Below are 23,759 nucleotides of genomic sequence, written 5' to 3' on the forward strand. Positions count from 1 at the left end.
GTGCCCGTTCGGGTGCCCGCCCCGGGCCGTACCGTGCCGCCCGGTGCCGGGCGGCGCCCGACCGGGCCGGCAACGGCTGGGTGCAAGAAGTGTGGTCCGTACCAAGGTATTGACAGCGCCTTGGTTCACTTCTTAAATCGCATACAGAACCAAGACCTCTCCCTGCTCCCCCACAACGAGCTTTTGTCATAGCCATGACATTCGCTCGCCCCACTCCGCACGGGAAGGACCCCCCATGACCTCTCCCCGCCGCCTGCTGGCGGCCGCGCTCTCCGCGCTCGCCCTCGTCTCCGCCTCGTCCGCCCTCGCGTCCGGAGCGCCCGCACCCGGACCCCGCACCACCGCGGCCACCTTCACCGACGATTTCGACGGCCCGGCGGGCGCCGCCGTGGACGGCGCCAAGTGGCAGATCGAGACCGGCGACAACGTCAACAACCATGAACGGCAGTACTACACGGCCGGAAACAACAACGCGGCGCTCGACGGCCAGGGCCATCTGGTCATCACCGCGCGCCGCGAGAACCCGAACAATTACCAGTGCTGGTACGGGACTTGTGAGTACACCTCGGCACGGCTGAACACCTCCGGCAAGTTCACCCAGACGTTCGGTCACGTCGAGGCGAGGATGAAGGTGCCGCGCGGTCAGGGCATGTGGCCGGCCTTCTGGATGCTGGGCGACGACATCGGCCAGGTCGGCTGGCCGAACTCGGGCGAGATCGATGTCATGGAGAACGTCGGCTTCGAACCGTCCACGGTCCACGGCACGTTGCACGGCCCGGGCTACTCCGGTTCCGGCGGCATCGGCGCCGCGTACACCCTGCCCGGCGGCCAGGCGTTCGCCGACGACTTCCACACCTTCGCCGTCGACTGGGCGCCCGGCTCGGTGACCTGGTCGGTGGACGGAAACGTCTACCAGCGCCGTACGCCCGCCGACCTAGGCGGCAACAACTGGGTGTTCGACAAGCCCTTCTTCCTGATCCTCAACCTCGCGGTGGGCGGCTACTGGCCGGGCGATCCCGACGGCAGCACCTCCTTCCCGCAGCAGCTCGTCGTCGACCATGTGCGGGTCACCACCAGCGATCTGCGGCCGCCGGCCTGACCGCGGGGGCTACGCGTCCCGGTATGCCTCCAGCAGACGCAGCCAGACCTCGCTGATCGTCGGGTACGCGGGAACCGCGTGCCACAGCCGGTCGACGGGGACCTCGCCCGCGACCGCGATCGTCGCCGAGTGCAGCAGCTCGCCGATTCCCGGGCCCACGAAGGTGACGCCGAGCAGGGTCTCCCGGTCGAGGTCCACGATCATGCGGGCGCGGCCCCGGTATCCGTCCGCGTACAGGCCGGAGCCGGCCACCGCGGCGAGGTCCTGGTCGACGGCCCGGACCCGGTGGCCGGCCCGCTCGGCCTCGGCCAGGGTGAGACCGACCGAGGCGGCCTCCGGGTCGGTGAAGACGACCTGGGGGACGGCCGCGTGGTCGGCGGTGGCGGCGTGGGCGCCCCAGCGGTCGGTCTCCAGCAGCGGTACGCCGGCGGCGCGGGCGGCGATCGCGGCGCCCGCGATGCGTGCCTGGTACTTGCCCTGGTGGGTGAGGAGCGCCCGGTGGTTGACGTCGCCGACGGCGTAGAGCCAGGTGGTGCCATCCACACGGCAGCTGTCGTCGACGGTGAGCCAGGTGCCGGGCTCCAGGCCCACCGTTTCCAGTCCGAGGTCGTCGGTGCGCGGGGCCCGGCCGGTGGCGAAGAGGATCTCGTCGGCCTCGACCTGTTCCCCGCCGTCCAGTTCCACGGTGACCGGGCCGTCCGGGACCGCGCGCCGCACGGCGGCGACCGAGACCCCGGTGCGGATGTCGGCGCCCGCCTCGGTGAGCGCCTGCCCGACCAGTTCGCCGGCGAAGGGCTCCATCTTCGGCAGCAGGCCCTTGCCACGGATCAGCATCGTCACCCGGGCGCCGAGGGCCTGCCAGACGGTGGCCATCTCCACGCCGACCACGCCGCCGCCGACGATCACTAGGCGGCCGGGCACCTTCTTGGCGCTGGTCGCCTCCCGGCTGGTCCAGGGGCGGGCCCCGTCGATGCCCGGCAGGTCGGGCACGACGGCGCGGCTGCCGGTGCAGACGGCCACGGCGTGGCGGGCGGTGAGGCGGTGCTCGGTGCCGTCGGGCGCGGTGACGGAGACCGTCTTCGTGCCGGTGAGCCTGCCCCGGCCGCGGTAGATGTCCGCGCCGATGCCGTCCAGCCAGGCGACCTGTCCGTCGTCCTTCCAGTGCGATGCGTACTCGTCACGGTGGGCGAGGACCGCCGCGGTGTCCAGCGGCCCCTGCACGGCGTCGCTGAGGCCCGGGACGCGGCGGGCGTCGGCGCGGGCGACCACCGGGCGCAGCAGGGCCTTGCTGGGCATGCACGCCCAGTAGGAGCATTCGCCGCCGATGAGCTCCACCTCGACGACCGCGGTGCTGAGCCCGGCCGCGCGGGCCCGGTCGGCGACGTTCTCGCCCACCGGGCCCGCTCCGATGACCACGACGTCGTACTCGGCGTTCACTGAAGGATCTGTCATGGGGACAGTCTGGTCGTGGGTGTGCGCCGCGGCCACATGGGCAGGCGGAATAGCGCAAGTACAGGCACCGTTGTTCGGACAGATCCGAGCGGGCACAGGAAGAGGTACAGACAATGAGCACCGTTGAGCTCACCAAGGAAAACTTCGATCAGGTCGTCAGCGACAACGACTTCGTCCTGATCGACTTCTGGGCTTCCTGGTGCGGCCCGTGCCGGCAGTTCGCGCCGGTCTACGACGCGGCTTCGGAGCGCCACGACGACCTGGTCTTCGCCAAGGTCGACACGGAGGCGCAGCAGGAGCTGGCGGCGGCCTTCGAGATCCGTTCCATTCCCACGCTGATGATCGTCCGGGAGAACGTGGCGGTGTTCGCGCAGCCCGGAGCGCTGCCGGAGACGGCGTTGGAGGATGTGATCGGGCAGGCGCGGAAGCTGGACATGGACGAGGTCCGCAAGTCCATCGAGGAACAGCAGAAGGGCGAGCAGTAGGCGCCGTACGCTGCCGGAGCCTCTTGGGCTCCCCGCGTTTCCGCGCCTTCTGCGCTCCTCGCGTCTTCCGCGCGGGTGAGGGGCCCGGCCGGTAGGGCCGGGTCCTTCGTCGTCTCCGGCCGTGTCCGGCGGATCCGGGAGCGCCGGTGCGGGCTCAGCGGTCCGCGTCGGTTCCGGCTTCGGCGTCCCTCTCCCGGATCCGGGCCGAGAGGCCGTACGACAGCTCGGCGCCGTCGACCAGCAGTGCCTCCACCGTGTGTGTCTCGGTGTCGATGTCCGCGACGATGCCCTCGCCCGAGTACCGGGGGTAACCCGACGCCCCCGTCTCACCGGTCGCCGACACCACGGCCGCGCGGATGGTGCCGCCGGGCTCGACGTCATCGGGCTCGGCCGCATCGGACTCGACGGCGTCGCGCTCGGCGTCATCGGCGGTGGCGTCCTCGGCGAAGCTCGGGACCAGCAGGATCTCGTAACTCTGCGGATGGCTCATGGTCATGACGCTAGGCATGCGGCGGGCGGTGCGCACGTTGCCGCGCTGGCGCACGGTGCGGTCCGGCCCGCCGTGCCCGTCCCCGGCGGCTCAGGCGGATTCGCGCCCGACCGCCCCGACCCGCAGCAGGTCGTGGTGTTCGGGGGCGCAGCCGGGGTGCCGCACCAGTCGGTCGACGAGGTCCGCCAGCGGCTGGGCCGTGGCCAGCTCCATCCGTACGGTGCTGAGCCGGGGCCGCAGCAGCCTGCCCAGCATCAGATCGTCGGCGCCGACCACGGCGGTCTCGCGGGGCACGTCGATGCCCGCGTCCTGAAGGGCCCGCATCAGGAGCATCGCGTATTCGTCGTTGTAGGCGAACACGGCGTCGAGGTCCAGGGTGCGCCAGCGGTCCGCGAGCCGGGCGGCCGACTCCTCTTCGTACCGCAGCGGCAGTGGTTCGATCCGGGCCCCGTGGGGCTGAGCGGCCTGCCGGGCCCCGGTCAGCCGGGGTTCGGCGAACAGCGCGAGGCCGCTCTCCTCGGGCATCACCACACCGATCCGGCGCCGGCCGCGCTCCAGCAGCAGGCCCACCGCGCAGCTGCCGACCTCCCGCTGGTCCATCACCAGGGCGTGGGCGCCGGGCACCGGCCGGGGGCCGAGGGTGATCACGGCCTTGGCCCCGGATCGTCTGAGCAGCCCTGTCCCCTGCGGCGTGAGGGGGATCGTGCCGGGGGCGATCACGGCGACGGGACGCAGTTCGGCCCAGACGCGGGGTGCGTCGTCGGGGTCCAGGCCGGTGCTGCCGTACTGGACGACGGTGTAGTCGAGGCGGCGCAGCCCCGATTCCAGTTCGTGGAAGAACCGGTGGTGGAGCGGGCCGGTCGGGAAGGCCACCGTGGGCAGCAGCACCATCCGGGTGTGTCCGGCGCGCAGGCTGCGGGCCGCGGCGTGCGGGACGTAACCCAGTTCGGTGGCTGCTTCCCTGACCCGGCGGCGGGTGGATTCGCTGATCCGCACGGTGGGGCTGTTGTTCAGCACGTACGAGACGGTGGCCCTGGAAACCCCGGCGAGCCGTGCGACGTCGGCACTGGTGGGGACGGGGCGTTGGGCGGGCTGGTTCGGTAACTGGCTCATGGCGTCGGGCAGTCTTCCAGACCCGTCGTGCGTGGGTACGCTCCGGGGCATGGATGAATCCTCGATGGTGGGGCTGGTCGGCCGGGTGACCGGCACGGTGGGGCCGGGGCTGGTCGGCGAGGTGATGGTACGGATCCGGGGCGGTGCCGAGCACTTTCTCGCGCATCCGGTCTCCGCGAAGGAGCGCATCGAGGTGGGCACGGTGGTGACGGTGATCGAGCATCTGCCGCCGCGCACGGTCTATGTGGCTCCCGCATACGGGAGTTGAGGCCCGCGCGGGGGCCTCTTGACGGCTTTCGTCGTCAAGAATTCGGCAAGGATCCGCACGCGTCTTCTGCGCCGTGGCGAGCAGGAGAAGACTCCCGGTGTTCAGCGGTGCCGACGGGGTGCCGCGATAAGGGGGCGCATGCCGATGGTCATCGGCGTCACGGCGGGTCTCGCACTCGCCGCCATCATGGTGTTGTTCGGCCTGTTCAAGCTGATGTGGCGAGTGGCCGAGCCGAACGAAGCACTGGTCATCTCGGGTTCAAAGCACAGGACCGAGGGCCTGGGGCAGGGCATGGGGTTCCGGATCGTCACCGGTCACGGCACTCTGGTCCTGCCCGGGGTCCAGGCGGTGCGGAAGATGTCCCTGGATCTCAACGAGACCGAGCTGTCGGTCGAGTGCGTCACGCATCAGGGGATTCCGCTGCGGGTGCGGGGCGTCGTCATCTTCAAGGTGGGCGACGACTTCGTGTCGATCGCCAATGCGGCCCGGCGTTTCCTCGATCAGCAGAAGCTGATGTCGGAGCGGGTGCACAACGTGTTCGCCGGTCATCTGCGATCCATCGTGGGCGGGTTGACGGTCGAGGACATGATCCGGGACCGGGAGAAGCTCACCGGGCAGACCCGCGCCGCGTGCGGGACCGAGATGGAGAAGCTCGGGCTCATCGTCGATTCGCTCCAGATCCATGAGATCGAGGACCCGACCGGCTACATCAAGAACCTGGCGATGCCGCACGCGGCGGCCGTGCAGCGGGACGCCCGGATCGCGCAGGCCGAGGCCAACCGGCTGGCCACCGAGGCGGAGCAGCAGGCCGCCGCCCGGATGTCCGAGGCGACCCGGGACAGCGAGATCCTGCAGGCCGGATACCAGGCCGAGCGCGACAAGGCGGCGGCCAGCTCCCGGCAGGCGGGTCCGCTGGCCGACGCGGCGGCCCGGCAGGAGGTGGTGGTCCAGGAGACCCGGGTCGCCGAGCTGGAGGCCCAGCGGCGTGAACAGCAGCTCCAGGCCGATGTCCGCAAGCCCGCCGACGCCCAGGCGTACGAGAAGCGCACCCTGGCCGAGGGTGAGCGTGACGCCCGGATCTCGGCCGCCGAGGCGCAGGCGCGGGAGACGGAGCTCGCCGCGGTCGCGGAGGCCAACCGTGTGAAGACTGCGGCGCTCGCGGAGGCCGAGGCTACGAAGGCGCGCGGCGCGGCGTCCGCGACGGCGACCAGGGCGACGGGTGAGGCGGAGGCCGCCGCCGACCGGGCCAAGGGGCTCGCGCTGGCGGAGGCGGCCCGCGCCAAGGGACTTGCCGAGGCCGAGGCGATCAAGGCGCGGGCCGCGGCCCTGGCGGAGAATCAGGAGGCGGTCGTCGCCCAGCAGCTGGCCGAGAAGTGGCCGGAGATCGTTCAGGCGGGCGCGGGCGCCTTCGGCAGTGTGGACCACATGGTGCTGCTGAACGGGGCCGACGGCATGTCGGACATGTTCGCGAAGGCGCTGACCATGGGCGGCACGGGTCTGGGGCTGGCCCGGCAGTTGCTGGCGACGATGGGCCAGAGCGGCCCGGCCGAACCGGCGCCGCGGGTGAACGGGGTGGCTCCGGCCACTGGGCCCTCGCCGCGCACGCAACGGATTCCGGTGACGGGTGATCAGGAGGACGGCTCGCCCTCCTGACCGGTCCGGCGGTGGCCGGTGCACGCCCAGCAACCCGGGGCGGGCACCGGCCCCGCTCCACGGAATCGGCCCCGCAGGTCATACGGTGTGGGGATGACCATCCAGCACCGTGACGACAGCATCGACAACTCGGCGGACTTCCCGGGCCGCACCGGCCCGACCGCCACTTCGGAGGCCGACCCGCGCGACGTGGGGCCGGTCCGCACCTCGTACGCCCCCGACCGGGACGGCGACCCGGACCCCGGTGAGATCGTCTGGACGTTCGTGCCGTTCGAGGAGAACGACGGGCGCGGCAAGGACCGCCCGGTCCTGGTGGTGGCCCGTGAGGCGGCGGGCACGCTGCTCGCCGTACAGCTCTCCAGCAAGCAGCACGACCAGGACCGCGAGTGGGTGGCGCTCGGGGCCGGCCCCTGGGACAGCTCCGGCCGCCCGTCGTGGGTCGATCTGGACCGGGTCCTGCGGGTGCACGAGGACGGGATGCGGCGTGAGGCGTGCGCGCTGGACCGGGACAGGTTCGACCTGGTCGCCGGCCGGCTGCGGGAGCGCTACGACTGGAGGTAGGGGCCCTGGCCCTGGCCCTGGTCTTGGCCCTGGCCCTGGTCTTGGTCTTGGCCGAACGTCCGCTCGAAGGCGGTCCGGGTGGTGGCTTCGGGGCTGCGGTCGAGGATGCCGAAGACGATCTGCTCGAAGTGACCGGCGAACCTGCCGCCGTCCAGGAGCAGCGCCCGGAACACCCCGGCCACCTGTGCCGGATCGTTGCGGAACACCCCGCAGCCCCAGGCGCCCAGCACCAGCCTGCGGTACCCGCGTACCGCCGCGACCTCCAGCACCCGCTCCGCCCGGGACGCGAGCGCGGCGGGGATGCGGTGGACCTCCTCGGGGGTGCGGCTGCCGATGACTCCGGCGTTGGGCGCCGGGGAGGTGAGGAAACCCGCCGTGTACGGGGTGTCGAGCAGCCGCCCGCGGTCGTCGCGGAACACCGGCACGCCCGGTGAGTGAATCACCCGGTCGGTGTAGAAGGCGCTGCGTTCCGCTCGGTGGTGGGCGTAGTAGTCGGGGGCGCGCAGCAGGGTGGCGTACAGGGCGGAGCCCCGGCACAGCGCCTCTTCCTGGGCCTGCGCGCCGTTGAGGTATCCGCCGCCGGGATTGCGGGCGGAGGCGTAGTTCAGGACGGCGACCTTGCCGGGGCCCTCGCCGGTCATCCGGTGTGCCGCCCGCAGGCTGCTCTCGCCGGTGACCTCGACGGCCGTGGTGCGGTCGGAGTCCAGCGCCGCGACCGGAACCGGCTCGGGGCCGTACAGCCTGGTTCCCGAGAGTGCGGTGGTCAGGGCGCGCTCGATGCTCACCTCGCGCCCGTCCGGTGTGCGGTAGCGGCCGGCCTCGACGATGGCCTCGGTCTCACGCGCGATGCCGCGCAGTCGTGCGCTCATCGGTACTCCCCCGTGTGGTGCATACGGGGCATGCTCGGCGCTCCGACGGCATGGACGCAACCGGATTTCCGATCCACGGGGGCACTCTTGTGCGATCCATCCGCAGGGGTTTGGGTGGTGGGGAGGCACCGAGAGAAGGAGGCCCGGCATGTCGTCCGACACCCCTTGGGAACACGGTCCGCCCGGCCAGCCCCCGCCGCTCGGCGAGGGTGAGGCCGAGGATTTACTGCGCTGCATCTGTTTCAAGACGGGACCGCCCCGCAAGGTCGGTGTGGAACTCGAATGGCTCATCCACGACCGGGATCAACCTCGCGTCGCGGTCCCGCACCACCATCTCGACGCGGCCGCCGGCATCGTCCGGGGCCTGCCCCTGAGCGCGGCGCTCACCTTCGAGCCCGGCGGCCAGCTGGAGCTCAGCTCGCGCCCGGCCGACTCCCTGATGGCATGCATCGATGCCACCGCCACCGATCTCACCGCGGTACGCGACGCCCTGGACGGGGTGGGTCTCGTGCCGGTGGGGTTCGGCGTGGATCCGTGGCACCCGCCACGCCGTCTGCTGCGCGAACCCCGCTACGACGCCATGGAGGTGTCCCTCGACCGGTCGGGACCGGCCGGTCGCGCCATGATGTGCACCACCGCGTCCGTCCAGGTGTGTCTGGACGCCGGGGAGGAGGAACCGGGTCCGCTCGGTTACGGGCGGCGCTGGCAGCTGTCCCATCTGCTGGGCGCGGTCCTGGTGGCGGCGTTCGCGAACTCCTCCTTCCGGCTCGGCCGCCCGACCCCCTGGCGGTCCGCCCGGCAGTCGCTGTGGGCCGACCTCGATCCGTGGCGGCCCCTGGCACCGCCCGGCCTGCTGCCGCCGCGCGACGCCTGGGCGGCACATGTGCTGGACACCCCGGTGATGTGCGTCCGGGAGGAGGCCGGGCCCTGGTCCGTGCCGGAACGGCTGACGTTTCGCGAGTGGATCCGTACCGGCGCGCCGAGACCACCGGTGCGTGCCGATCTCGACTACCACATCAGTACGCTCTTCCCGCCCGTGCGGCCGCGCGGTCACCTGGAGCTGCGCATGATCGACGCACAGCACGGTGCGGACGGGTGGCTGGTGCCGCTCGCCGTCACCACCGCCCTGTTCGACGACCCGGAGGCCGCCGAGACCGTGTACCGCGCCGTGAAACCGCTGGCCGAGACGGCCGGGGCGGAGCCGGCGCCGCGCAATCCGCTCTGGGTCGGCGCCGCCCGCGACGGCCTGGCCGATCCCGAACTGCGGGCGGCGGCGGTCACCTGCTTCGGGGCCGCCCTGGAGGCGCTGCCCCGGCTGGGTGCCACCACCGCCGTACAGGACGCCGTGGCCGGCTTCAACGACCGGTTCGTCGCCCGGGGCCGATGTCCGGCCGACGATCTTCCCGAACTGCTCGCGCCGGGCTCGCCCGGCGGTCCGGGCCGCCCCTGGGAGGGGTCCCGCTCATGACCGATTCCGCCACACCCACCGGCTCCGCACCCGAAGGGGCGGACCCCGAGGCACTGCGGCAGCGCGCCCTCGCCGCACTGCTCACCGCCCGGGAACGCACCGCGCTGCTCACCGACAGTGTGGACGACCAAGAACTGACCGCCCAGCACTCGCCGTTGATGTCCCCGCTGGTCTGGGACCTCGCGCACATCGGCAACCAGGAGGAGCTGTGGCTGCTGCGCGCGGTGGCCGGGCGGGAGGCGATGCGCCCGGAGATCGACGGGCTGTACGACGCCTTCGAGCATCCCCGGGCGACCCGCCCCTCGCTGCCGCTGCTGGCCCCCGCCGAGGCACGTACGTATGCCGCGGAGGTACGCGGCCGGGCCCTGGACGTCCTCGACGGTGCCGCGCTGGACGGCGGCGGTCCGCTGGTGCGGTCCGGGTTCGCCTTCGGCATGATCGCCCAGCACGAACAGCAGCACGACGAAACGATGCTGATCACCCATCAGCTGCGTTCGGGTACGGCCGTGCTGTCCGCGCCGGTGCCGCCCGCCGCCACTGACGCCGGGGGCCTTCCGGCCGAAGTCCTCGTCCCGGGCGGTCCGTTCACCATGGGTACGTCCACCGAGCCATGGGCCCTGGACAACGAACGCCCGGCGCATGTGCGCGACGTACCGGGCTTCTTCATCGACACGACCCCGGTCACCTGCGGCGCGTACCAGGCGTTCATCGAGGACGGCGGCTACACCGAGCGGCGCTGGTGGGAGCCCGGGGGGTGGGAGATGGTCCGTGAGCACGAGCTGACCGCTCCCCTGTTCTGGCACCGGGACGCCGACCGGTGGCTGCGCCGCCGCTTCGGGGTCACCGAGGAGGTGCCCGCGAACGAGCCGGCGCTCCATGTCAGCTGGTACGAGGCCGATGCGTACGCCCGTTGGGCCGGGCGGCGGCTGCCCACCGAAGCGGAGTGGGAGAAGACGGCGCGCCACGACCCGGCGTCGGGGCGTTCGCGGCGCTACCCCTGGGGCGACGAGGACCCGTCCCCGGAGCTGGCGAACCTGGGGCAGCGCCATCTGCGGCCCGCACCGGCCGGTGCGTACCCGCAGGGACAGTCCCCTTGCGGGGCACGGCAGTTGATGGGTGATGTGTGGGAGTGGACGTCGAGCGACTTCCTCCCCCATCCCGGCTTCTCGCCGTTCCCGTACCGCGAGTACTCCGAGGTGTTCTTCGGGCCGGACCACAAGGTGCTGCGCGGCGGTTCGTTCGCCGTGGACCCGGTGGCGTGCCGGGGGACGTTCCGCAACTGGGACCTGCCGGTGCGAAGGCAGATCTTCTCCGGCTTCCGCACCGCCAGGGATTTGTGATGTGCCGTCATATCGCCTATCTGGGGCCGCCGGTGCCGCTGGGCGAACTGCTGACCTTGCCGCCCCACTCACTGGTACGCCAGTCCTGGGAGCCGAGGGACCAGCGGCACGGGACCGTCAATGCCGACGGTTTCGGTGTCGGCTGGTACGCGGAAGGCGATCCGGTGCCCGGACGCTACCGGCGCCCGGGACCGGTCTGGGGCGACCAGACCTTCGCCGACCTGACCAGGGTGGTGCGCAGCACGGCGCTGCTCGCCGCCGTCCGTGATGCCACCGAGGCGGATGCCGACGGCGAGGCGGCGGCCGCGCCGTTCGCCGCCGGGCCGCTGCTGTTCAGCCACAACGGTGCGGTGAAGGGCTGGCCGCACTCCGTGGCCCCGCTCGCCGCGGGCCTGCCACCGGCCGAACTGCTCGCCCTCACCGCCCGCTGCGACTCGGCCCTCGTCTGGGCCCTCGTACGGCACCGTCTGGCCGGGGGCGACCCACTGCCGCAGGCCGTCGCCGACACCGTGCTCGACGTGGCGGCCGCGGCGCCGGAATCCCGGCTGAATCTGCTGCTCACCGACGGCGCGACGATCGTGGCGACGGCCTGGGGCGACACCCTGTCGTACCTCGCCGAGCCCGGCCTTCGCACGGTGGTGGCCTCGGAGCCCTACGACGACGATCCGCGCTGGCGCGCGGTCCCCGACCGCACATTGCTGACGGCGACCCGTGCCGACGTTCTGCTGACCCCGCTCAAGGAGCCCACTGCGTGAGTCCCTTTCTGCTGACCCGCACCCTGCCGGTGGACGCGACGGACGCGGCGCTGCGCGCCGATGTGCTGCACGGTCTGACCCGGCACCCGAAGACACTGCCGCCCAAGTGGTTCTACGACGCGCACGGCAGTGAACTGTTCGAGGAGATCACCCGGCTGCCCGAGTACTACCCGACCCGTGCCGAGCGGGAGATCCTGGTCGACCGCGCCGACGACATCGCCCGGGCGTCCGGGGCACGGACCCTGATCGAGCTGGGTTCCGGCTCGTCCGAGAAGACCCGGCACCTGCTGGACGCGCTGGACGCACTGCACAGCTACGTACCGGTCGATGTGAGCGAGAGCGCGCTGCGCGGGGCCGCCGAGGCCCTGCTCACGCAACGGCCCGAGCTGTCCGTGCACGCGTTGATCGCCGATTTCACGGGTGGTCTGGCCCTGCCGGGCACGCCGGGTCCCCGACTGATCGCGTTCCTGGGCGGCACGGTCGGCAATCTGCTGCCCGACGAGCGCGCGGTGTTCCTGAAGTCGGTACGGTCGCTGCTCTCCCCCGGCGACGCGCTGCTGCTCGGCACGGATCTGGTGAAGGAGGAGAAGCTGCTAGTCGCCGCGTACGACGATGCGGCGGGAGTGACCGCGGAGTTCAACAGGAACGTGCTGCGGGTCGTGAACCGGGAGCTGGGGGCGGATTTCGACCCCGCCGGCTTCGACCATGTGGCGCTCTGGGATCCGGAGCACGAGTGGATCGAGATGCGGCTGCGGGCCCGTCGGGCACACACCGTGAAGATCCCGGAGCTGGATCTGGTGGTGCCCTTCGAGGCCGGCGAGGAGCTGCGTACAGAGGTCTCGGCGAAGTTCCGCAAGGAGGGTGTCCGGGCGGAGCTGGACGCGGCCGGGCTGCGGCTGGATCAGTGGTGGACGGATTCCGGTGGCCGGTTCGCGCTCTCGTTGGCGACGGCGGTCTGAGCCCGGCGGGCCAGGTCGCGGCGGTCCGGCCGGCCGGCCGCCGGGATCTGCGGAAGTACGCGGATCTCGGCGGTCAGGCCCGCCGCCGTCACCACCCGCCACAGTGAGGCGATGAGCGGATCGTCCCCGACGAACGCGGCGGCGCCGGCCGGGGCGGTGCTCTCGTGGCCGGCCGGGCGGCAGTCCCTCACGGGCCCCGTCCGGCCGGTCGTTCCGGTGGTCCGGGGCGGCTCGACGCGGTAGTTGAGGCGTACCGGCCGGACCGTGGCGCCCGCGTCGATCGCGGCCTGGAAGGCGGCCGGTGCGAAACGGCCGCCGGAGCCGCGCCCGCACCAGGTGGTGCCCTCCGGGAAGACGACCACGCGCGAACCGCCGCGCAGCGCCGAGCCGATGGTGCGCACGGTCGTGGGCAGCGCGCGCAGTCGGTCGCGTTCGACGAAGAGCGTGCCGCCCCGGGCGGCGAGCGGGCCGAGCAGCGGCCAGCCACGTATCTCGCTCTTGGCGAGCATCCGGCCGGGGAACACGGCCGCGACCAGCGGGATGTCCAGCCAGGAGATGTGGTTCGCGACGACGAGCGTGCCCGCCGACCCGGGTGCCGTGCCGGGTTCGGCCGGTGTGCCGACGATCCGCACCCGCACCCCGAAGGCGCGCACGACGCCGTACGCCCAGCGCCGGATCAGCCGTTCCCGCCGTGCCGCGCCGAGCAACGCCACGAACGGTGCGCCCAGCGCCCCGGCCGTGATCCACAGGCACCCGGCGAGCAGCAGGGCCGCGGCGGCCGGGCGGCCCCGCACCCGGCCGTCGTGACCGGCGCAGGTGCCCGGGGTGCAGGGGGCGGTGGGCAGCCAGGAGTTCATCGCAGCGGGGCGAGGGCGAGGAAGTGGCGCAGGTAGCGCGGGTCGGTGCGGCGCAGCGACAACAGTACGTACAGGTCGGCCACGTTGAAGTCGGGGTCGTGGGCGGGTGCCCCGCACACCTGGGCACCGAGGCGCAGATAGCCGCGGAGCAGCGGAGGAAGCGTGGCGAGACCGGTGGGCGGGTCGGCCTGGGCGGCCGGGGTGGGCTGCCAGAGGCGGTGCGGGGTGACCCAGTGGCCCTCGGGTGCCAGGTACTTCGTCCGTACGGTCTCCCAGGCGCCGGCCGCGGCGGTGCCGCCGTCGGCGAGCGGGATGGAGCAGCAGCCGGCCAGCCAGTTGTGGCCGGTGCGTTCCATGTAGCGGGCGAGGCCGGCCCAGATCAGCGCTATGACGGCGCCGTCGCGGTGGGCCGGGTGGACGCAGGACCGGCCGACCTCGACCAGGTCGTCGCGGATCGGGCCGAGCCGGCCGAGGTCGAACTCGCTCTCCGCGTAGAGGCGCCCGGCGATCCGCGCCCGGTCGGGCGGCAGCACGCGGTAGGTGGCGACGACGTCGCCGGTGGTCTGCTCCCGGACCAGGAGATGGTCGCAGTACGCGTCGAACGCATCGCTGTCCAGGCCGGGTTCGGGCCCCTCCAGCCTGGCGCCCAGCTCACCGGCGAAGACCAGATGGCGCAGCCGTTGGGCGGCGCGGACCTCGTCCTGGTCGGTGGCGAGGGACACCCGGTAGCGCGGCGGGGCGGGGGCGACGGGCTGCGCGGGAACGACGGGAGCGGTGGGGAGGGAGGTGACGGGCAGCGCGTTCATGACGGTCTCCGGGGACGGATCGGCAAGGGCGGCCGCCGGGCCGTCGCACTGGGTACGACGGCCCGGCCCCTTACTTCTTCCGTGACCGGCTGGATTCGACATGACCGCTCGGGAGAGCCGAAATGTGCGAAGGCTGAATCCCGGGGGTGCCGACGACGGACCACTGCGCCGCCGTCATCGGACCACAACACCCGGCAGTGACCGTCATCGGACCACAACAACCGGGAACGGCCGGTGCCGGACCACGACAGCCGGGTGCGGTCCGGTGGGCGGGGCGGGTCAGCCGCCGGCGAGCTTGGAAGTGATCTTCGCCGAGGCGGACTTAGCCTCCTGCTGCGGGTCGCCGCCCTCCAGCACCGCCGTCATGTAGGGCTTGATCGGGTTGTCGGCCTCGACGTCGGCCCACTGCGGCGAGTTGGGGGTCGCACGGCCCTGGGTGGCGCCGCGGGCCATCGCCGCGGTGCCTTCCTGTCCCACGATGACACGTGCGAGTTCGGGCTTGTTGGGCACGTAGCTCATCGTTCTGGCGAGCTCCTCCTGCCACTTCCGGCCCGCCAGCGCCTTGATCACCTCGATGCCCTCGGCGCGCTGGTCCGCCTTGTCCGGGACGATCAGGTCGGATCCGCCGGTGAAGACGGAGCCGGGCGCCTTCGCGGTCTTGCCCGGAATCGGGAAGTAGCCGAGTTTTCCCTTGAGTTCGGGATTCTTCTTCTCGATCTGCGCGACGGTGCCGGGCACCGAAATGATCTGTGCGACATTCCCCTCGGCGAACACATCGGCCTGCGGGGGCTTTTCCTCGTCCGCGTCCTTGGGGCCGTCACCGAGCGCCTGGAGTTCCTTGTAGAAGCTCATGCCGCGCAGCGCGGCGGGACTGTCCAGGGCGCCTGCCCACTGGCCGCTCTTCTCATCGGCGAGTTCGCCGCCCTCGTCCCAGATGAATCCGGCGAGGACATACCAGTTCTGGCCCGCGAGGTAGATGCCCTGATTTCCGTCGCTGTTCAGCAACTGGCTGTCCGCGATCCACTCGTCCCGGGTCTTCGGCGGGTTCTTTATGCCCGCCTGCTCGAAGAGATCCTTGTTGTAGATCACCACTCGGTTGGCCGCGTACCAGGGAATGCCGTACTGCATGCCGTCGATGCTGCCCGGCTCGGCGAGGCCCGGCAGCCAGTCCTCGCTGCCGAGGTCACGTACGGACTCCAGGGTCAGATCGCGCAGGCCGCCGCTCTCCGCGTACTGGGCCACCTGAGTGTTTCCGACCTCGATGACGTCCGGGGTGTCCTTGCCCTTCAGGGCACCGATGACCTTGGGGCCGATTCCGCTCCAGCTCTGGAACTTGAAGTCCAGCTCGATGGACGGGTGCTCGTCCTTATAGGCCTTTGTGAACCGCTTCAGGAAATCGGCGGAGACGCTGTCCTTCATCAGCCAGATCGTGACCTTCTTGCTGCCGGACGCCTCCGAGCCGGAGCCCAGGCCGCATCCCCCCAGCGCAAAGGTGGAAACGAGCGCGACGGCTCCGACGAGTATGCGGTTCTTCACCAGGTTCACCTTCTGCGAAACGGCACGACTTAATTCAGGACCCGGTGTGGGGGACTGCGGGCGGCGCTCGCACGGGCGTGGCTGGATTTTGGTATGGACCATTGATTTGGTCAAGGCCCGTTCACGGCACATTCTGCACTTCGACCCCTCGCGGACTCGGTCCGGGTGGGGCACCGTGGTAGGGACGAGAGGAGACATAAGATGTCAAATCACACCTATCGGGTCACCGAAATCGTCGGAACCTCGCACGAGGGCGTCGACGATGCCATCCGCAGAGGCGTCGCAAGAGCTTCGGAAACGTTGCACAATCTCGACTGGTTCGAGATCACGCAGGTGCGCGGCGAGATCAAGGACGGCCGGGTGGAGCACTACCAGGTCGGCCTGAAAGTGGGCTTCCGGCTCGACGAGACGAGCTGATCCCGCCGACCGGCACCGGTTCCGGCGCCGACTCCGACTCCGACTCCGGCACCTACGGGGACGCCGGCACCGCGGCGCGACCGGACCGAGGCCGTGTCCGGCCGGTCGCAGCCGCCGGGTTCAGGTACGACCCTCGCGCTCCTGCGCGTCCTTGAGCGCGGCCGAGGCCTTCGCCCAGCGAGCCCGCACCACGGTGAATCCGGCCTGTTCCGCCGCGTCGCAGACGAGTTCGTCGTCGTCGACCAGCATCCGGATCTCACGCTCCCGGCCCAGCCGCTTCAGGATCTCCAGCTTGGTGTGCCGGGCCGGCCTGCGGTCGCCCTCGCGCCGCATGTACACCCGCCCCTCGGGCAGTCCGTGCTCGGCCAGCCAGGCGACGGTGTCCCGGCGGCACCGCTCGGGCCGCCCGGTGAGGTACCTGACCTCGCAGCTCTCGGCGCTGTCAAGTGCCAGTCGTACACCTTGGGGCAGCGGCGGGTCGTCGACGGCGGCGGAGAAGAAGCCGTTCCAGTCGCGCCGGCGGCCCTCCAGGTAGTGCTGCCGGTGGCCGCTGTCCGCGAGCGTGCCGTCCAGGTCGAATACGGCCAGGGGCCGGTGGTCGCTTCTCACACCACCAGCAAATCAGACCAGCGCGGCCACCAGGAGCAGCGCGACCACGACCCCGGCCACCACCGCGGCGACCCGCAGGGACCTGCGTCTCGACCAGATCGGGAGCACCTCGGGGCCGTCGGACCCGGGGAAGACGTGGAAGACGTGGTCGGGTTCGTCCGGGATCGTGACCGCCACCAGTTGCAGCCACTCGATCTCGGCCCGTCTGGCCACCTCGTCCGGCCGGGGCGCGAGCGCCGCTTCGACGGCCTTGACGTGGGCGGGGTCCAGCGCCTCGGGTATCGGCTCGTCGGTCGAGGTCAGCGTGGCCCGCCGCCACGCACCGGTGCGGCCGGCCTGCCAGCGGACCCGCAGCGGCGGCGCCGGGTCCGGCAGTTCCACCGTGTCCCGCCGCGGTGTGTGTCCGACCGATCCGCCCGTCCACCGGGTGACCAGTCCGGTGCCCTCGCAAGGGGTGTGCTCCGTGGAGCGCTCGCCCTCGCAGACCGGGCAGTCCCGGAAACCGGTGTCGTCACACTTCGGACACTTCTCGGTGCCCCGTCCCTGGCACTGCGGGCAGGCGGTGCGCTGCTTGCGGCACTTCAGACAGGTTGTCCGTCCGGCAGCGTTCCGTTCCCGCGACGGACCGGCCGGCGCACGGTCCTTTCGGCGTCGGCCCGTGCCGTCGCACCAGGTGCACGGTTCGACACCCTTGCACGCCGGACACAACGGGCCGGTCTCGCAGCTCAGTTTCCCCTTGGCCCGGCAGCGCGAGCACGGCTGCCGGCCCTCGTCGCAGCCACAGGCCACCGTCCGTACCGAACCGTGGAGCACCAACTCCACCTTCCGTGACCGGGCCGGGTCCTTCGGCGGCTCGACCGGATGGTCGCGAAGTTCGCCTTCGTACGTGGCCCGTTCCGATATGTCGTACTTGCCGGGCCTGGACTCCGGTCGCGTGCTGCGGGTCTCCACGGAGCGGACGATGCGCAGTTCGAGCATCGGGAGCCGGGAGATGTCGGCACCGTCCCGCCGCAACTGGGCCCCTGCCCCGGACGGCCGATGTGCCGGGCGACCGCTTCGAGGATTTCGTCGTCGGACAGTGAGTCGGCCATGATGGCGCTTCCACCTCCCCGGTAGGCGCGCCGACGCGCACGAGGCAGCGTACGGGCGGGGCCGCCAGGGGCTCAAGAGGGCCGCACAGGGAAGGTCGTGGGCGCCGCACCGGGCACTCGTCACTCTTTCACCGCGCGCACGCCCGCTCGCGCGCGGATGGGCGATACGTCCGTCACGTTCCGGACCGATCGCAAAAGGTTGTACAGGATCCGCATGGATCGACAAGCGTTTGTAAAGCTATATTCAGGTTTGTGGCATCCAACGTTAACGATGTGAAGCGAATACTCCTGCGTTCAGGGAAGAGCCCCTACGACGTCGTCCCTGTCGAGCGCGCTCTCCAAGAGGACGTGTTCGCCACCAACTCGGGCAACCTGATCTTCAGCGATGCCACTCACAAGATCCTTGAGACGCCGCGTGCCAAGGTGGTGTCGAACGGCATCACCACGCGGGTCGCCGACGCCGACCGGATCAACAGCGAGTACGACGTCTTCGTCATCCCGCTCGCCAACGCCTTCCGGCCCTCCTTCGAACGGCAGCTGGAGCGGCTGACCCAGCTCATCTCGAAGCTGAAGATACCGGTAGTGGTCCCGGGCGTCGGCGCCCAGACCGGCGTCAACTACTCCGCGGACCGGCTGAAGCCGATGCAGCCCACGGTCTACGCCTTCGTCTCCGCCGTGCTCGACCACAGCGCCTCCATCGGCGTGCGCGGGGAGTTCACCGAGCGGTATCTGCGGGACATGGGATTCCGCGACGTGGACGTCATCGGCTGCCCCTCCATGTTCCTGGGCGGCAGCAGGCTCGTCGTCCGGGAGGACGGCCGGTCGCTCGGGCCCGAGTCCCGCATCGCCGTCAACGGATCGCACGACGCGGTGCGCAAGCACAAGCTCGGGCAGATCATCGACCGCACCCACGCGCGCTACCCGCACCTGCGGTTCATCGGCCAGAACCTCTCCGACGCCCGTCAGCTGCACTGGCGCGACCTGTCCCACCAGAACGCCGCGGTGACCGACATCCCCACCCACCCCGACCACCCCATGTACGGGGAGGGCAAGGTGCGGGTCTACATCGACCCGGTCACCTGGATGGACGACCTGCGGGGCTTCGATTTCTCCTTCGGCTCCCGGATCCACGGCAACATCGCGGCGCTGCTGGCCGGAACGCCGGCCACGGTGCTCTGCGGCGACTCCCGGACGCTGGAGCTGTGCCGCTACTTCGACATCCCGCACCGGATGCTCTCCAAGGTCCCGGCCGACCTCGACCCCGCCGACCTCCACGCCACCGCCGACTTCGGGCCGCTGATGCGCGGTCATCAGGAGCGGTTCGACCGTTTCGTGAACTTCCTCGACAAGAACGGCCTGGAGAACACTTTCACCCACGGCGACGGCGGCGCGGCCTTCGACAAGCAGATGAGCGGGCTGTCCTTCCCGCCGGGCGTCCGCCCCTGGGTCGGCTCCGACCCCGCCACGATGGCACCCCGGCTGAACTGGCTCCAGAGCCAGCTGACGGAACTCACCGCCGAGAACGCCCAGCTCAAGCGGAAGCTCCTGAAGAACGCCTCGCTGCCCGCCCAGCGGTCCACGTACCAGCGGGCCCGCAGCGTCGTGGGCAGGCCGATCAAGCGCGCGCTGCGTCCCTCCCGGTAGGTCCGGGGGCTTCGCCACCGATCCGCAGGGCCGGTCCGGCCGGGTCGCCGGCCGGGACACCGGAATCACGGCCGGAACCACGCGACGGCCTCCGATGCCTAGAATCGGAGTGTTTGTCCCCAGGCCCTCGGCCCTGCCCCGATCCGTACGGAGTCCCCGCGCACATGTCCACCCCCCACGATCCGTACGTCCGGGTGCGCGGCGCCCGCGAGCACAACCTCCAGGACGTCTCGGTCGACATCCCGCGCGACACCCTCACGGTCTTCACCGGGGTCTCCGGCTCCGGGAAGTCCTCCCTGGCGTTCGGGACGATCTACGCCGAGGCCCAGCGCCGCTACTTCGAGTCGGTCGCCCCGTACGCCCGCCGGCTGATCCATCAGGTCGGCGCGCCCGCGGTCGGCGAGGTCACCGGACTGCCGCCCGCCGTCTCGCTGGAGCAGCGCCGCTCGGCGCCCGGGGCCCGTTCGTCCGTCGGCACGGTCACCACGCTCTCCAACTTCCTGCGCATGCTCTTCTCCCGGGCCGGTGACTACCCGGCCGGTGCGGAGCGGCTCGACTCCGACGCCTTCTCGCCGAACACCGCCGCCGGGGCGTGCCCTCAGTGCCACGGGCTCGGCCTCGTCCACCGCACCACCGAGCAACTGCTGGTCCCCGACCCGTCGCTGTCGATCCGGGACGGTGCGATCGCGGCCTGGCCGGGCGCGTGGCAGGGCAAGAACCTGCGCGATGTACTGGACGCGCTGGGGTACGACATCGACCGGCCGTGGGGCGAGCTGGCCGCCGAGGAACGGGAGTGGATCCTGTTCACCGACGAGCAGCCGGTGGTGACGGTCCATCCGGTGCGGGAGGCGGGGCGCATCCAACGCCCCTACCAGGGCACGTACATGAGCGCCCGCCGTTATGTGATGCACACCTTCGCGGACTCCAGGAGCCGCACCCTGCGGGCGAAGGCCGAGCGGTTCCTGACCAGTGCTCCGTGTCCGGCCTGCGGCGGCAGTCGGCTGCGCCCTCAGGCGATGGCCGTCACCTTCGCCGGCCGTACGATCGCGGAGCTGGCCGCACTGCCGCTGACCTCCCTGTCCGAACTGCTGCGCACGGCGGGCGGCAGCGACACGGCGCGGGTGCTGACGGCGGATCTGCTCGCCCGGATCGAGACGGTCACCGAACTCGGCCTCGGCTATCTCAGCCTCGACCGCACCGCTCCGACGCTCTCCTCCGGCGAGCTGCAACGGCTGCGTCTGGCCACCCAGTTGCGCTCCGGTCTCTTCGGGGTCGTCTATGTGCTGGACGAGCCGTCGGCCGGTCTCCATCCGGCGGACACCGAGTCGCTGCTCGGGGTGCTGGGACGGCTGAAGGAGGCCGGGAACTCGGTCTTCGTCGTGGAGCACCAGATGGATGTGGTGCGCCGGGCCGACTGGCTGGTCGATGTGGGGCCGCTGGCCGGTGAGCACGGGGGCCGGGTGCTGCACAGCGGTCCTCCGGCCGGGCTCGCGGAAGTGACGGAGTCGGCCACCCGGCGCTTCCTCTTCGACGAAGAGCCCTTGCCGGTACGGGAGGCGCGTGCGCCGTCGGGGTGGCTGCGGCTGAGCGGGGTCGACCGGCACAACGTGCGGGGAGTGGACGCCGCGTTCCCGCTCGGTGTCTTCACGGCCGTCACCGGGGTCTCCGGGTCGGGGAAGTCGACGCTGGTCGGTCAGGTCCTGGCCGGTGCGCTCGCCGACCGGCAGGTCGGTGCCGGCGAGGACCCGGCCGCGGAGCGCCCGGCGCCCTGGTGCGCCTCGGCGCAGGGGCTGGAGGCGGTGGACCGTCTCGTCCAGGTCGACCAGCGGCCGATCGGCCGTACCCCCCGGTCCAACCTGGCCACGTACACCGGGCTCTTCGACGTCGTGCGCAAGCTGTTCGCCGGGACGGAGACCGCCCGGGAGCGCGGCTACAAGGCCGGCCGGTTCTCCTTCAATGTGGCGGGCGGGCGGTGCGAGACCTGCCAGGGCGAGGGGTTCGTCTCCGTGGAGCTGCTCTTCCTGCCCAGTACGTACGCACCCTGTCCGGACTGTCATGGCGCGCGGTACGACCCGCAGACCCTGGAGGTCACACTGCGAGGTCTGGACATCGCGCAGGTGCTGGATCTGACGGTGGAGTCGGCGGCCGGGTTCTTCGCGGGCACGCCGGCCGCCGAGCGCAGTCTGCGGACCCTGCTCGATGTCGGGCTCGGCTATCTGCGGCTCGGTCAGCCCGCGACGGAGCTGTCCGGCGGTGAGGCCCAGCGGATCAAGCTCGCCACCGAGCTCCAGCGCACCCGCCGGGGCCACACCCTGTACCTGCTGGACGAGCCGACGACGGGGCTGCATCCCGCCGATGTCGAGGTGCTGATGCGGCAGTTGCACGGCCTCGTCGACGCGGGCGACACGGTGGTGGTCGTGGAGCACGACATGGCGGTGGTCGCGGGCGCCGACTGGGTGGTCGACCTCGGTCCCGGTGGCGGCGGCCAGGGCGGCCGGATCGTGGCGGCGGGGACGCCCGAGGAGGTGTCCCGGGTGCCGCAGAGCCGTACGGCTCCGTACCTCCGGGCCGCACTCCGTCGCGACTGATCGCCGAGTCGTCGTCAACTTCCCCGTTCGCCACGTGAGTTGCCGGTCCAGGCAAGCAAAGGGGAATGAAACAGGGCGAGTTCAACCAGTCGTTGCAACACCGGGCTGTTGCAGCGAGCGTAGCTGCTGTTCGAAGACCTCGGCCGGCGTCCGCCAACCCAGGACTTTGCGGGGCCGGTTGTTGATCGCCATGGTGACGGCTTCGAGGTCCGTGAACGACCATCGGGAGAGATCGGTGCCCTTCGGGAAGTACTGGCGCAGCAGCCCGTTCGTGTTCTCGTTCGTCGGTCGTTGCCAGGGCGAGTGCGGATCGGCGAAGAACACCTTCGTCCCGGTATCGAGAGCGAACTGAGCATGACCGGAGAGTTCCTTCCCACGGTCCCAGGTGAGGGTCTTGCGTAGCTGCTCAGGCAATTGCGTCATCGACGTGGTGAGCGCCGCGTTCATCGCGATCGCGCCATAGCCCCCGAGCGAGGGGCCGTTCTTCACGGGCGGATTCTCGCCCCAGCCCTCCAGACGGGGCAGGTGCACCAGGAGCGTGGAGCGGCTGCTGCGCTCGACAAGCGTGCCGATCGCGGAACGGCCCGTCCCGATGATCAAATCGCCTTCCCAGTGTCCGGGGACCGCGCGGTCCGTGGCCTCGGCGGGGCGTTCGCTGAGGACGACGTCCGCGGTGACATGGCCCCTGCGGCTTGTTCTGCGACCGTGCACGGGGAGCCCGCAGCGCCCGGCCGGTGCGCAGGCACGTCACCAGTTCCCGCTTGAGCGCGCCACGGCCTTCGATGAACAGCGCCTGGTAGATCGCTTCGTGGCTGATGCGCATGGACTCATCATCGGGGAAGTCGACACGGAGTCGGTGCGAAATCTGCTCCGGACTCCATGCCGTCGCCCAACGTCTGTCCTGACGGTGCGGCTTGTTCAGCCCTTTCCATGCGGGCGTCTTGGGCCCGGTGACGGTCATGTTGTCGGGGCGACGGATGCTGCCGGCGAGCCGGTCCTCCACGTACTCACGCAACCGGTCGTTACCCAGGAGTTTCGCGGTCTTCGGGCGCTTGGCCGCCTGCTGAGCCTTCCACTGGGCGACCGTCGCGCGGTATTCCTGCTTGCCGCCGCGCGTGGCGGCGTTGCGGCGCAGTTCGCGAGAGATTGTCCCGGGGTCTCGCCCCAGGGCGCGGGCGATCTCGCGCACGCCCTTGCTCATCGCCATGAGGATCGCGATCTCCTCGCGCTCTTCGAACGTGAGGTACCGGCCCGAGGGCTCGGCCAACGAGATCGGAGGCATGCCGCCAGCGTGACGAAACCACCTCGCACCCACCGGCCACGACACGCCGACCGCCAACGACGCCTCCACCGTCGTGACCCCCGTGGCGATCAGTCGCCAGAACTGGCGCTGCACGACCCGAGACGGATCAGGCCGCCCCGGCGAACGCATCGCCGGCCGCAACGCACGGTCAGCGCGCCACTGCCGACGCCGCCCCTCCGGGACATCGCTGGTCTTCAAACTCCAGTCCGCCGTAGCCACGTCGCACACCTCCGAGATCAGGGTGTTGCGACGACCAGTTGAATCCACCCAGTAAAGAACATTGACAGTCATCTGGTCCAGACCAATTATGGGCATGCCTCACGGCCGCTCCTCGCCGTGCGGCACGTGACCCCGGCCGGGAATCACAGGAACGGGCCGCGCCCCCTGGCGGGCGCG

Annotated in this window: 21 protein-coding genes and 1 pseudogene; 12 read left to right on the top strand and 10 right to left on the bottom strand. The window is 71.2% G+C overall.

All coding sequences use genetic code 11. The features are described from left to right. Nucleotides 1-235 precede the first annotated feature (235 nt). Nucleotides 236-1,099, top strand: a complete 864-nt coding sequence (locus EES42_RS24515) for a glycoside hydrolase family 16 protein (RefSeq protein ID WP_124720418.1) — start codon at nt 236-238, stop codon at nt 1,097-1,099. 9 nt (nt 1,100-1,108) lie between these two features. Here EES42_RS24515 and EES42_RS24520 read toward each other — a convergent pair whose 3' ends face one another. Next, nucleotides 1,109-2,551: a dihydrolipoyl dehydrogenase family protein gene (locus EES42_RS24520; protein ID WP_206433560.1), complete on the bottom strand. Its 1,443-nt coding sequence runs from the start codon at nt 2,549-2,551 to the stop codon at nt 1,109-1,111. A gap of 113 nt (nt 2,552-2,664) precedes the next feature. On the opposite strand from EES42_RS24520, the gene trxA reads away from it, so the two are divergent. Beyond that, nucleotides 2,665-3,036 carry a thioredoxin gene (gene trxA / locus EES42_RS24525; protein ID WP_124720419.1) on the top strand — a complete coding sequence of 124 codons (372 nt, stop codon included), beginning with the start codon at nt 2,665-2,667 and terminating at the stop codon, nt 3,034-3,036. Between the two features lie 154 nt (nt 3,037-3,190). On the opposite strand, the gene EES42_RS24530 is transcribed toward trxA, so the two are convergent. After that, nucleotides 3,191-3,526: a hypothetical protein gene (locus EES42_RS24530; RefSeq protein ID WP_206433561.1), complete on the bottom strand. Its 336-nt coding sequence runs from the start codon at nt 3,524-3,526 to the stop codon at nt 3,191-3,193. A gap of 90 nt (nt 3,527-3,616) precedes the next feature. Then, entirely contained in the window at nt 3,617-4,639 is a 1,023-nt protein-coding gene (locus tag EES42_RS24535) for a LacI family DNA-binding transcriptional regulator (RefSeq protein WP_124720420.1), read from the bottom strand. A gap of 49 nt (nt 4,640-4,688) precedes the next feature. Here EES42_RS24535 and EES42_RS24540 point away from each other — a divergent pair, with 49 nt between their 5' ends. The 3 genes from EES42_RS24540 (at nt 4,689) to EES42_RS24550 (ending at nt 7,121) form a co-directional block, all read left to right on the top strand. Continuing rightward, entirely contained in the window at nt 4,689-4,907 is a 219-nt protein-coding gene (locus EES42_RS24540) for a hypothetical protein (protein ID WP_124720421.1), read from the top strand. Nucleotides 4,908-5,045: 138 nt separating this feature from the next. After that, entirely contained in the window at nt 5,046-6,560 is a 1,515-nt protein-coding gene (locus tag EES42_RS24545; RefSeq protein WP_124720422.1) for a flotillin family protein, read from the top strand. A gap of 93 nt (nt 6,561-6,653) precedes the next feature. After that, nucleotides 6,654-7,121, top strand: a complete 468-nt coding sequence (locus EES42_RS24550) for a type II toxin-antitoxin system PemK/MazF family toxin (RefSeq protein ID WP_124720423.1) — start codon at nt 6,654-6,656, stop codon at nt 7,119-7,121. Here the strand turns inward: EES42_RS24550 and EES42_RS24555 are convergent. Continuing rightward, nucleotides 7,106-7,990: a TIGR02452 family protein gene (locus EES42_RS24555; RefSeq protein ID WP_124720424.1), complete on the bottom strand. Its 885-nt coding sequence runs from the start codon at nt 7,988-7,990 to the stop codon at nt 7,106-7,108. The genes EES42_RS24550 and EES42_RS24555 overlap by 16 nt on opposite strands. A 148-nt stretch (nt 7,991-8,138) precedes the next feature. Here EES42_RS24555 and egtA point away from each other — a divergent pair, with 148 nt between their 5' ends. The 4 genes from egtA to egtD are packed head-to-tail and all read left to right on the top strand — an operon-like array spanning nt 8,139 to nt 12,512. Next, nucleotides 8,139-9,458 carry an ergothioneine biosynthesis glutamate--cysteine ligase EgtA gene (gene egtA / locus EES42_RS24560; protein ID WP_124720425.1) on the top strand — a complete coding sequence of 440 codons (1,320 nt, stop codon included), beginning with the start codon at nt 8,139-8,141 and terminating at the stop codon, nt 9,456-9,458. Further along, on the top strand, nt 9,455-10,798 hold the full coding sequence (egtB, locus tag EES42_RS24565) for an ergothioneine biosynthesis protein EgtB (protein WP_124720426.1): 1,344 nt from the start codon (nt 9,455-9,457) through the stop codon (nt 10,796-10,798). Before egtA ends, egtB begins: the two co-directional genes overlap by 4 nt. Then, nucleotides 10,798-11,553, top strand: coding sequence for an ergothioneine biosynthesis protein EgtC (gene egtC, locus EES42_RS24570; RefSeq protein ID WP_124720427.1), 756 nt, complete (start codon nt 10,798-10,800; stop codon nt 11,551-11,553). Before egtB ends, egtC begins: the two co-directional genes overlap by 1 nt. Beyond that, nucleotides 11,550-12,512 (top strand): L-histidine N(alpha)-methyltransferase, encoded by a 963-nt coding sequence (gene egtD / locus EES42_RS24575; RefSeq protein ID WP_124720428.1) that lies wholly within the window; start codon nt 11,550-11,552, stop codon nt 12,510-12,512. The genes egtC and egtD overlap by 4 nt, the downstream gene beginning before the upstream one ends. On the opposite strand, the gene EES42_RS24580 is transcribed toward egtD, so the two are convergent. From EES42_RS24580 to EES42_RS24590, 3 genes are all read right to left on the bottom strand, one after another. After that, on the bottom strand, nt 12,455-13,369 hold the full coding sequence (locus tag EES42_RS24580; protein WP_124720429.1) for a lysophospholipid acyltransferase family protein: 915 nt from the start codon (nt 13,367-13,369) through the stop codon (nt 12,455-12,457). The genes egtD and EES42_RS24580 overlap by 58 nt on opposite strands. Then, complete coding sequence (locus EES42_RS24585) at nt 13,366-14,175, bottom strand: GNAT family N-acetyltransferase (RefSeq protein ID WP_124720430.1); 810 nt, start codon at nt 14,173-14,175, stop codon at nt 13,366-13,368. The genes EES42_RS24580 and EES42_RS24585 overlap by 4 nt, the downstream gene beginning before the upstream one ends. Before the next feature lie 279 nt (nt 14,176-14,454). Further along, nucleotides 14,455-15,711, bottom strand: a complete 1,257-nt coding sequence (locus EES42_RS24590) for an extracellular solute-binding protein (RefSeq protein WP_124720431.1) — start codon at nt 15,709-15,711, stop codon at nt 14,455-14,457. Between the two features lie 201 nt (nt 15,712-15,912). Here EES42_RS24590 and EES42_RS24595 point away from each other — a divergent pair, with 201 nt between their 5' ends. Further along, complete coding sequence (locus tag EES42_RS24595; protein WP_093546549.1) at nt 15,913-16,128, top strand: dodecin; 216 nt, start codon at nt 15,913-15,915, stop codon at nt 16,126-16,128. 120 nt (nt 16,129-16,248) lie between these two features. Here EES42_RS24595 and EES42_RS24600 read toward each other — a convergent pair whose 3' ends face one another. Both EES42_RS24600 and EES42_RS24605 read right to left on the bottom strand, forming a co-directional pair. After that, nucleotides 16,249-16,737, bottom strand: a complete 489-nt coding sequence (locus tag EES42_RS24600; protein WP_124720432.1) for a phosphatase domain-containing protein — start codon at nt 16,735-16,737, stop codon at nt 16,249-16,251. Between the two features lie 12 nt (nt 16,738-16,749). Beyond that, nucleotides 16,750-17,751 carry a hypothetical protein gene (locus EES42_RS24605; protein ID WP_124720433.1) on the bottom strand — a complete coding sequence of 334 codons (1,002 nt, stop codon included), beginning with the start codon at nt 17,749-17,751 and terminating at the stop codon, nt 16,750-16,752. A gap of 329 nt (nt 17,752-18,080) precedes the next feature. On the opposite strand from EES42_RS24605, the gene EES42_RS24610 reads away from it, so the two are divergent. Beyond that, nucleotides 18,081-19,472, top strand: a complete 1,392-nt coding sequence (locus EES42_RS24610) for a polysaccharide pyruvyl transferase family protein (RefSeq protein ID WP_241196567.1) — start codon at nt 18,081-18,083, stop codon at nt 19,470-19,472. Nucleotides 19,473-19,636: 164 nt separating this feature from the next. Further along, nucleotides 19,637-22,060 carry an excinuclease ABC subunit UvrA gene (gene uvrA, locus EES42_RS24615; protein ID WP_124720434.1) on the top strand — a complete coding sequence of 808 codons (2,424 nt, stop codon included), beginning with the start codon at nt 19,637-19,639 and terminating at the stop codon, nt 22,058-22,060. Between the two features lie 81 nt (nt 22,061-22,141). Here the strand turns inward: uvrA and EES42_RS24620 are convergent. Then, a pseudogene (locus EES42_RS24620) lies at nt 22,142-23,342 on the bottom strand (IS30 family transposase). Between the last annotated feature and the right edge of the window lie 417 nt (nt 23,343-23,759).

This window comes from Streptomyces sp. ADI95-17 (assembly GCF_003846175.1).
GTDB lineage: Bacteria > Actinomycetota > Actinomycetes > Streptomycetales > Streptomycetaceae > Streptomyces > Streptomyces sanglieri.

Coding starts and splice junctions, on each gene's coding strand:
- EES42_RS24545 (WP_124720422.1), top strand. CDS start 5,046: ATGCCGATGGTCATCGGCGTCACGGCGGGTCTCGCACTCGCCGCCATC.
- trxA (WP_124720419.1), top strand. CDS start 2,665: ATGAGCACCGTTGAGCTCACCAAGGAAAACTTCGATCAGGTCGTCAGC.
- EES42_RS24585 (WP_124720430.1), bottom strand. CDS start 14,175: ATGAACGCGCTGCCCGTCACCTCCCTCCCCACCGCTCCCGTCGTTCCC.
- egtB (WP_124720426.1), top strand. CDS start 9,455: ATGACCGATTCCGCCACACCCACCGGCTCCGCACCCGAAGGGGCGGAC.
- EES42_RS24520 (WP_206433560.1), bottom strand. CDS start 2,551: ATGACAGATCCTTCAGTGAACGCCGAGTACGACGTCGTGGTCATCGGA.
- EES42_RS24555 (WP_124720424.1), bottom strand. CDS start 7,990: ATGAGCGCACGACTGCGCGGCATCGCGCGTGAGACCGAGGCCATCGTC.
- egtA (WP_124720425.1), top strand. CDS start 8,139: ATGTCGTCCGACACCCCTTGGGAACACGGTCCGCCCGGCCAGCCCCCG.
- EES42_RS24540 (WP_124720421.1), top strand. CDS start 4,689: ATGGATGAATCCTCGATGGTGGGGCTGGTCGGCCGGGTGACCGGCACG.
- egtC (WP_124720427.1), top strand. CDS start 10,798: ATGTGCCGTCATATCGCCTATCTGGGGCCGCCGGTGCCGCTGGGCGAA.
- EES42_RS24530 (WP_206433561.1), bottom strand. CDS start 3,526: ATGAGCCATCCGCAGAGTTACGAGATCCTGCTGGTCCCGAGCTTCGCC.
- EES42_RS24550 (WP_124720423.1), top strand. CDS start 6,654: ATGACCATCCAGCACCGTGACGACAGCATCGACAACTCGGCGGACTTC.
- EES42_RS24515 (WP_124720418.1), top strand. CDS start 236: ATGACCTCTCCCCGCCGCCTGCTGGCGGCCGCGCTCTCCGCGCTCGCC.
- uvrA (WP_124720434.1), top strand. CDS start 19,637: ATGTCCACCCCCCACGATCCGTACGTCCGGGTGCGCGGCGCCCGCGAG.
- EES42_RS24535 (WP_124720420.1), bottom strand. CDS start 4,639: ATGAGCCAGTTACCGAACCAGCCCGCCCAACGCCCCGTCCCCACCAGT.
- EES42_RS24595 (WP_093546549.1), top strand. CDS start 15,913: ATGTCAAATCACACCTATCGGGTCACCGAAATCGTCGGAACCTCGCAC.
- EES42_RS24580 (WP_124720429.1), bottom strand. CDS start 13,369: ATGAACTCCTGGCTGCCCACCGCCCCCTGCACCCCGGGCACCTGCGCC.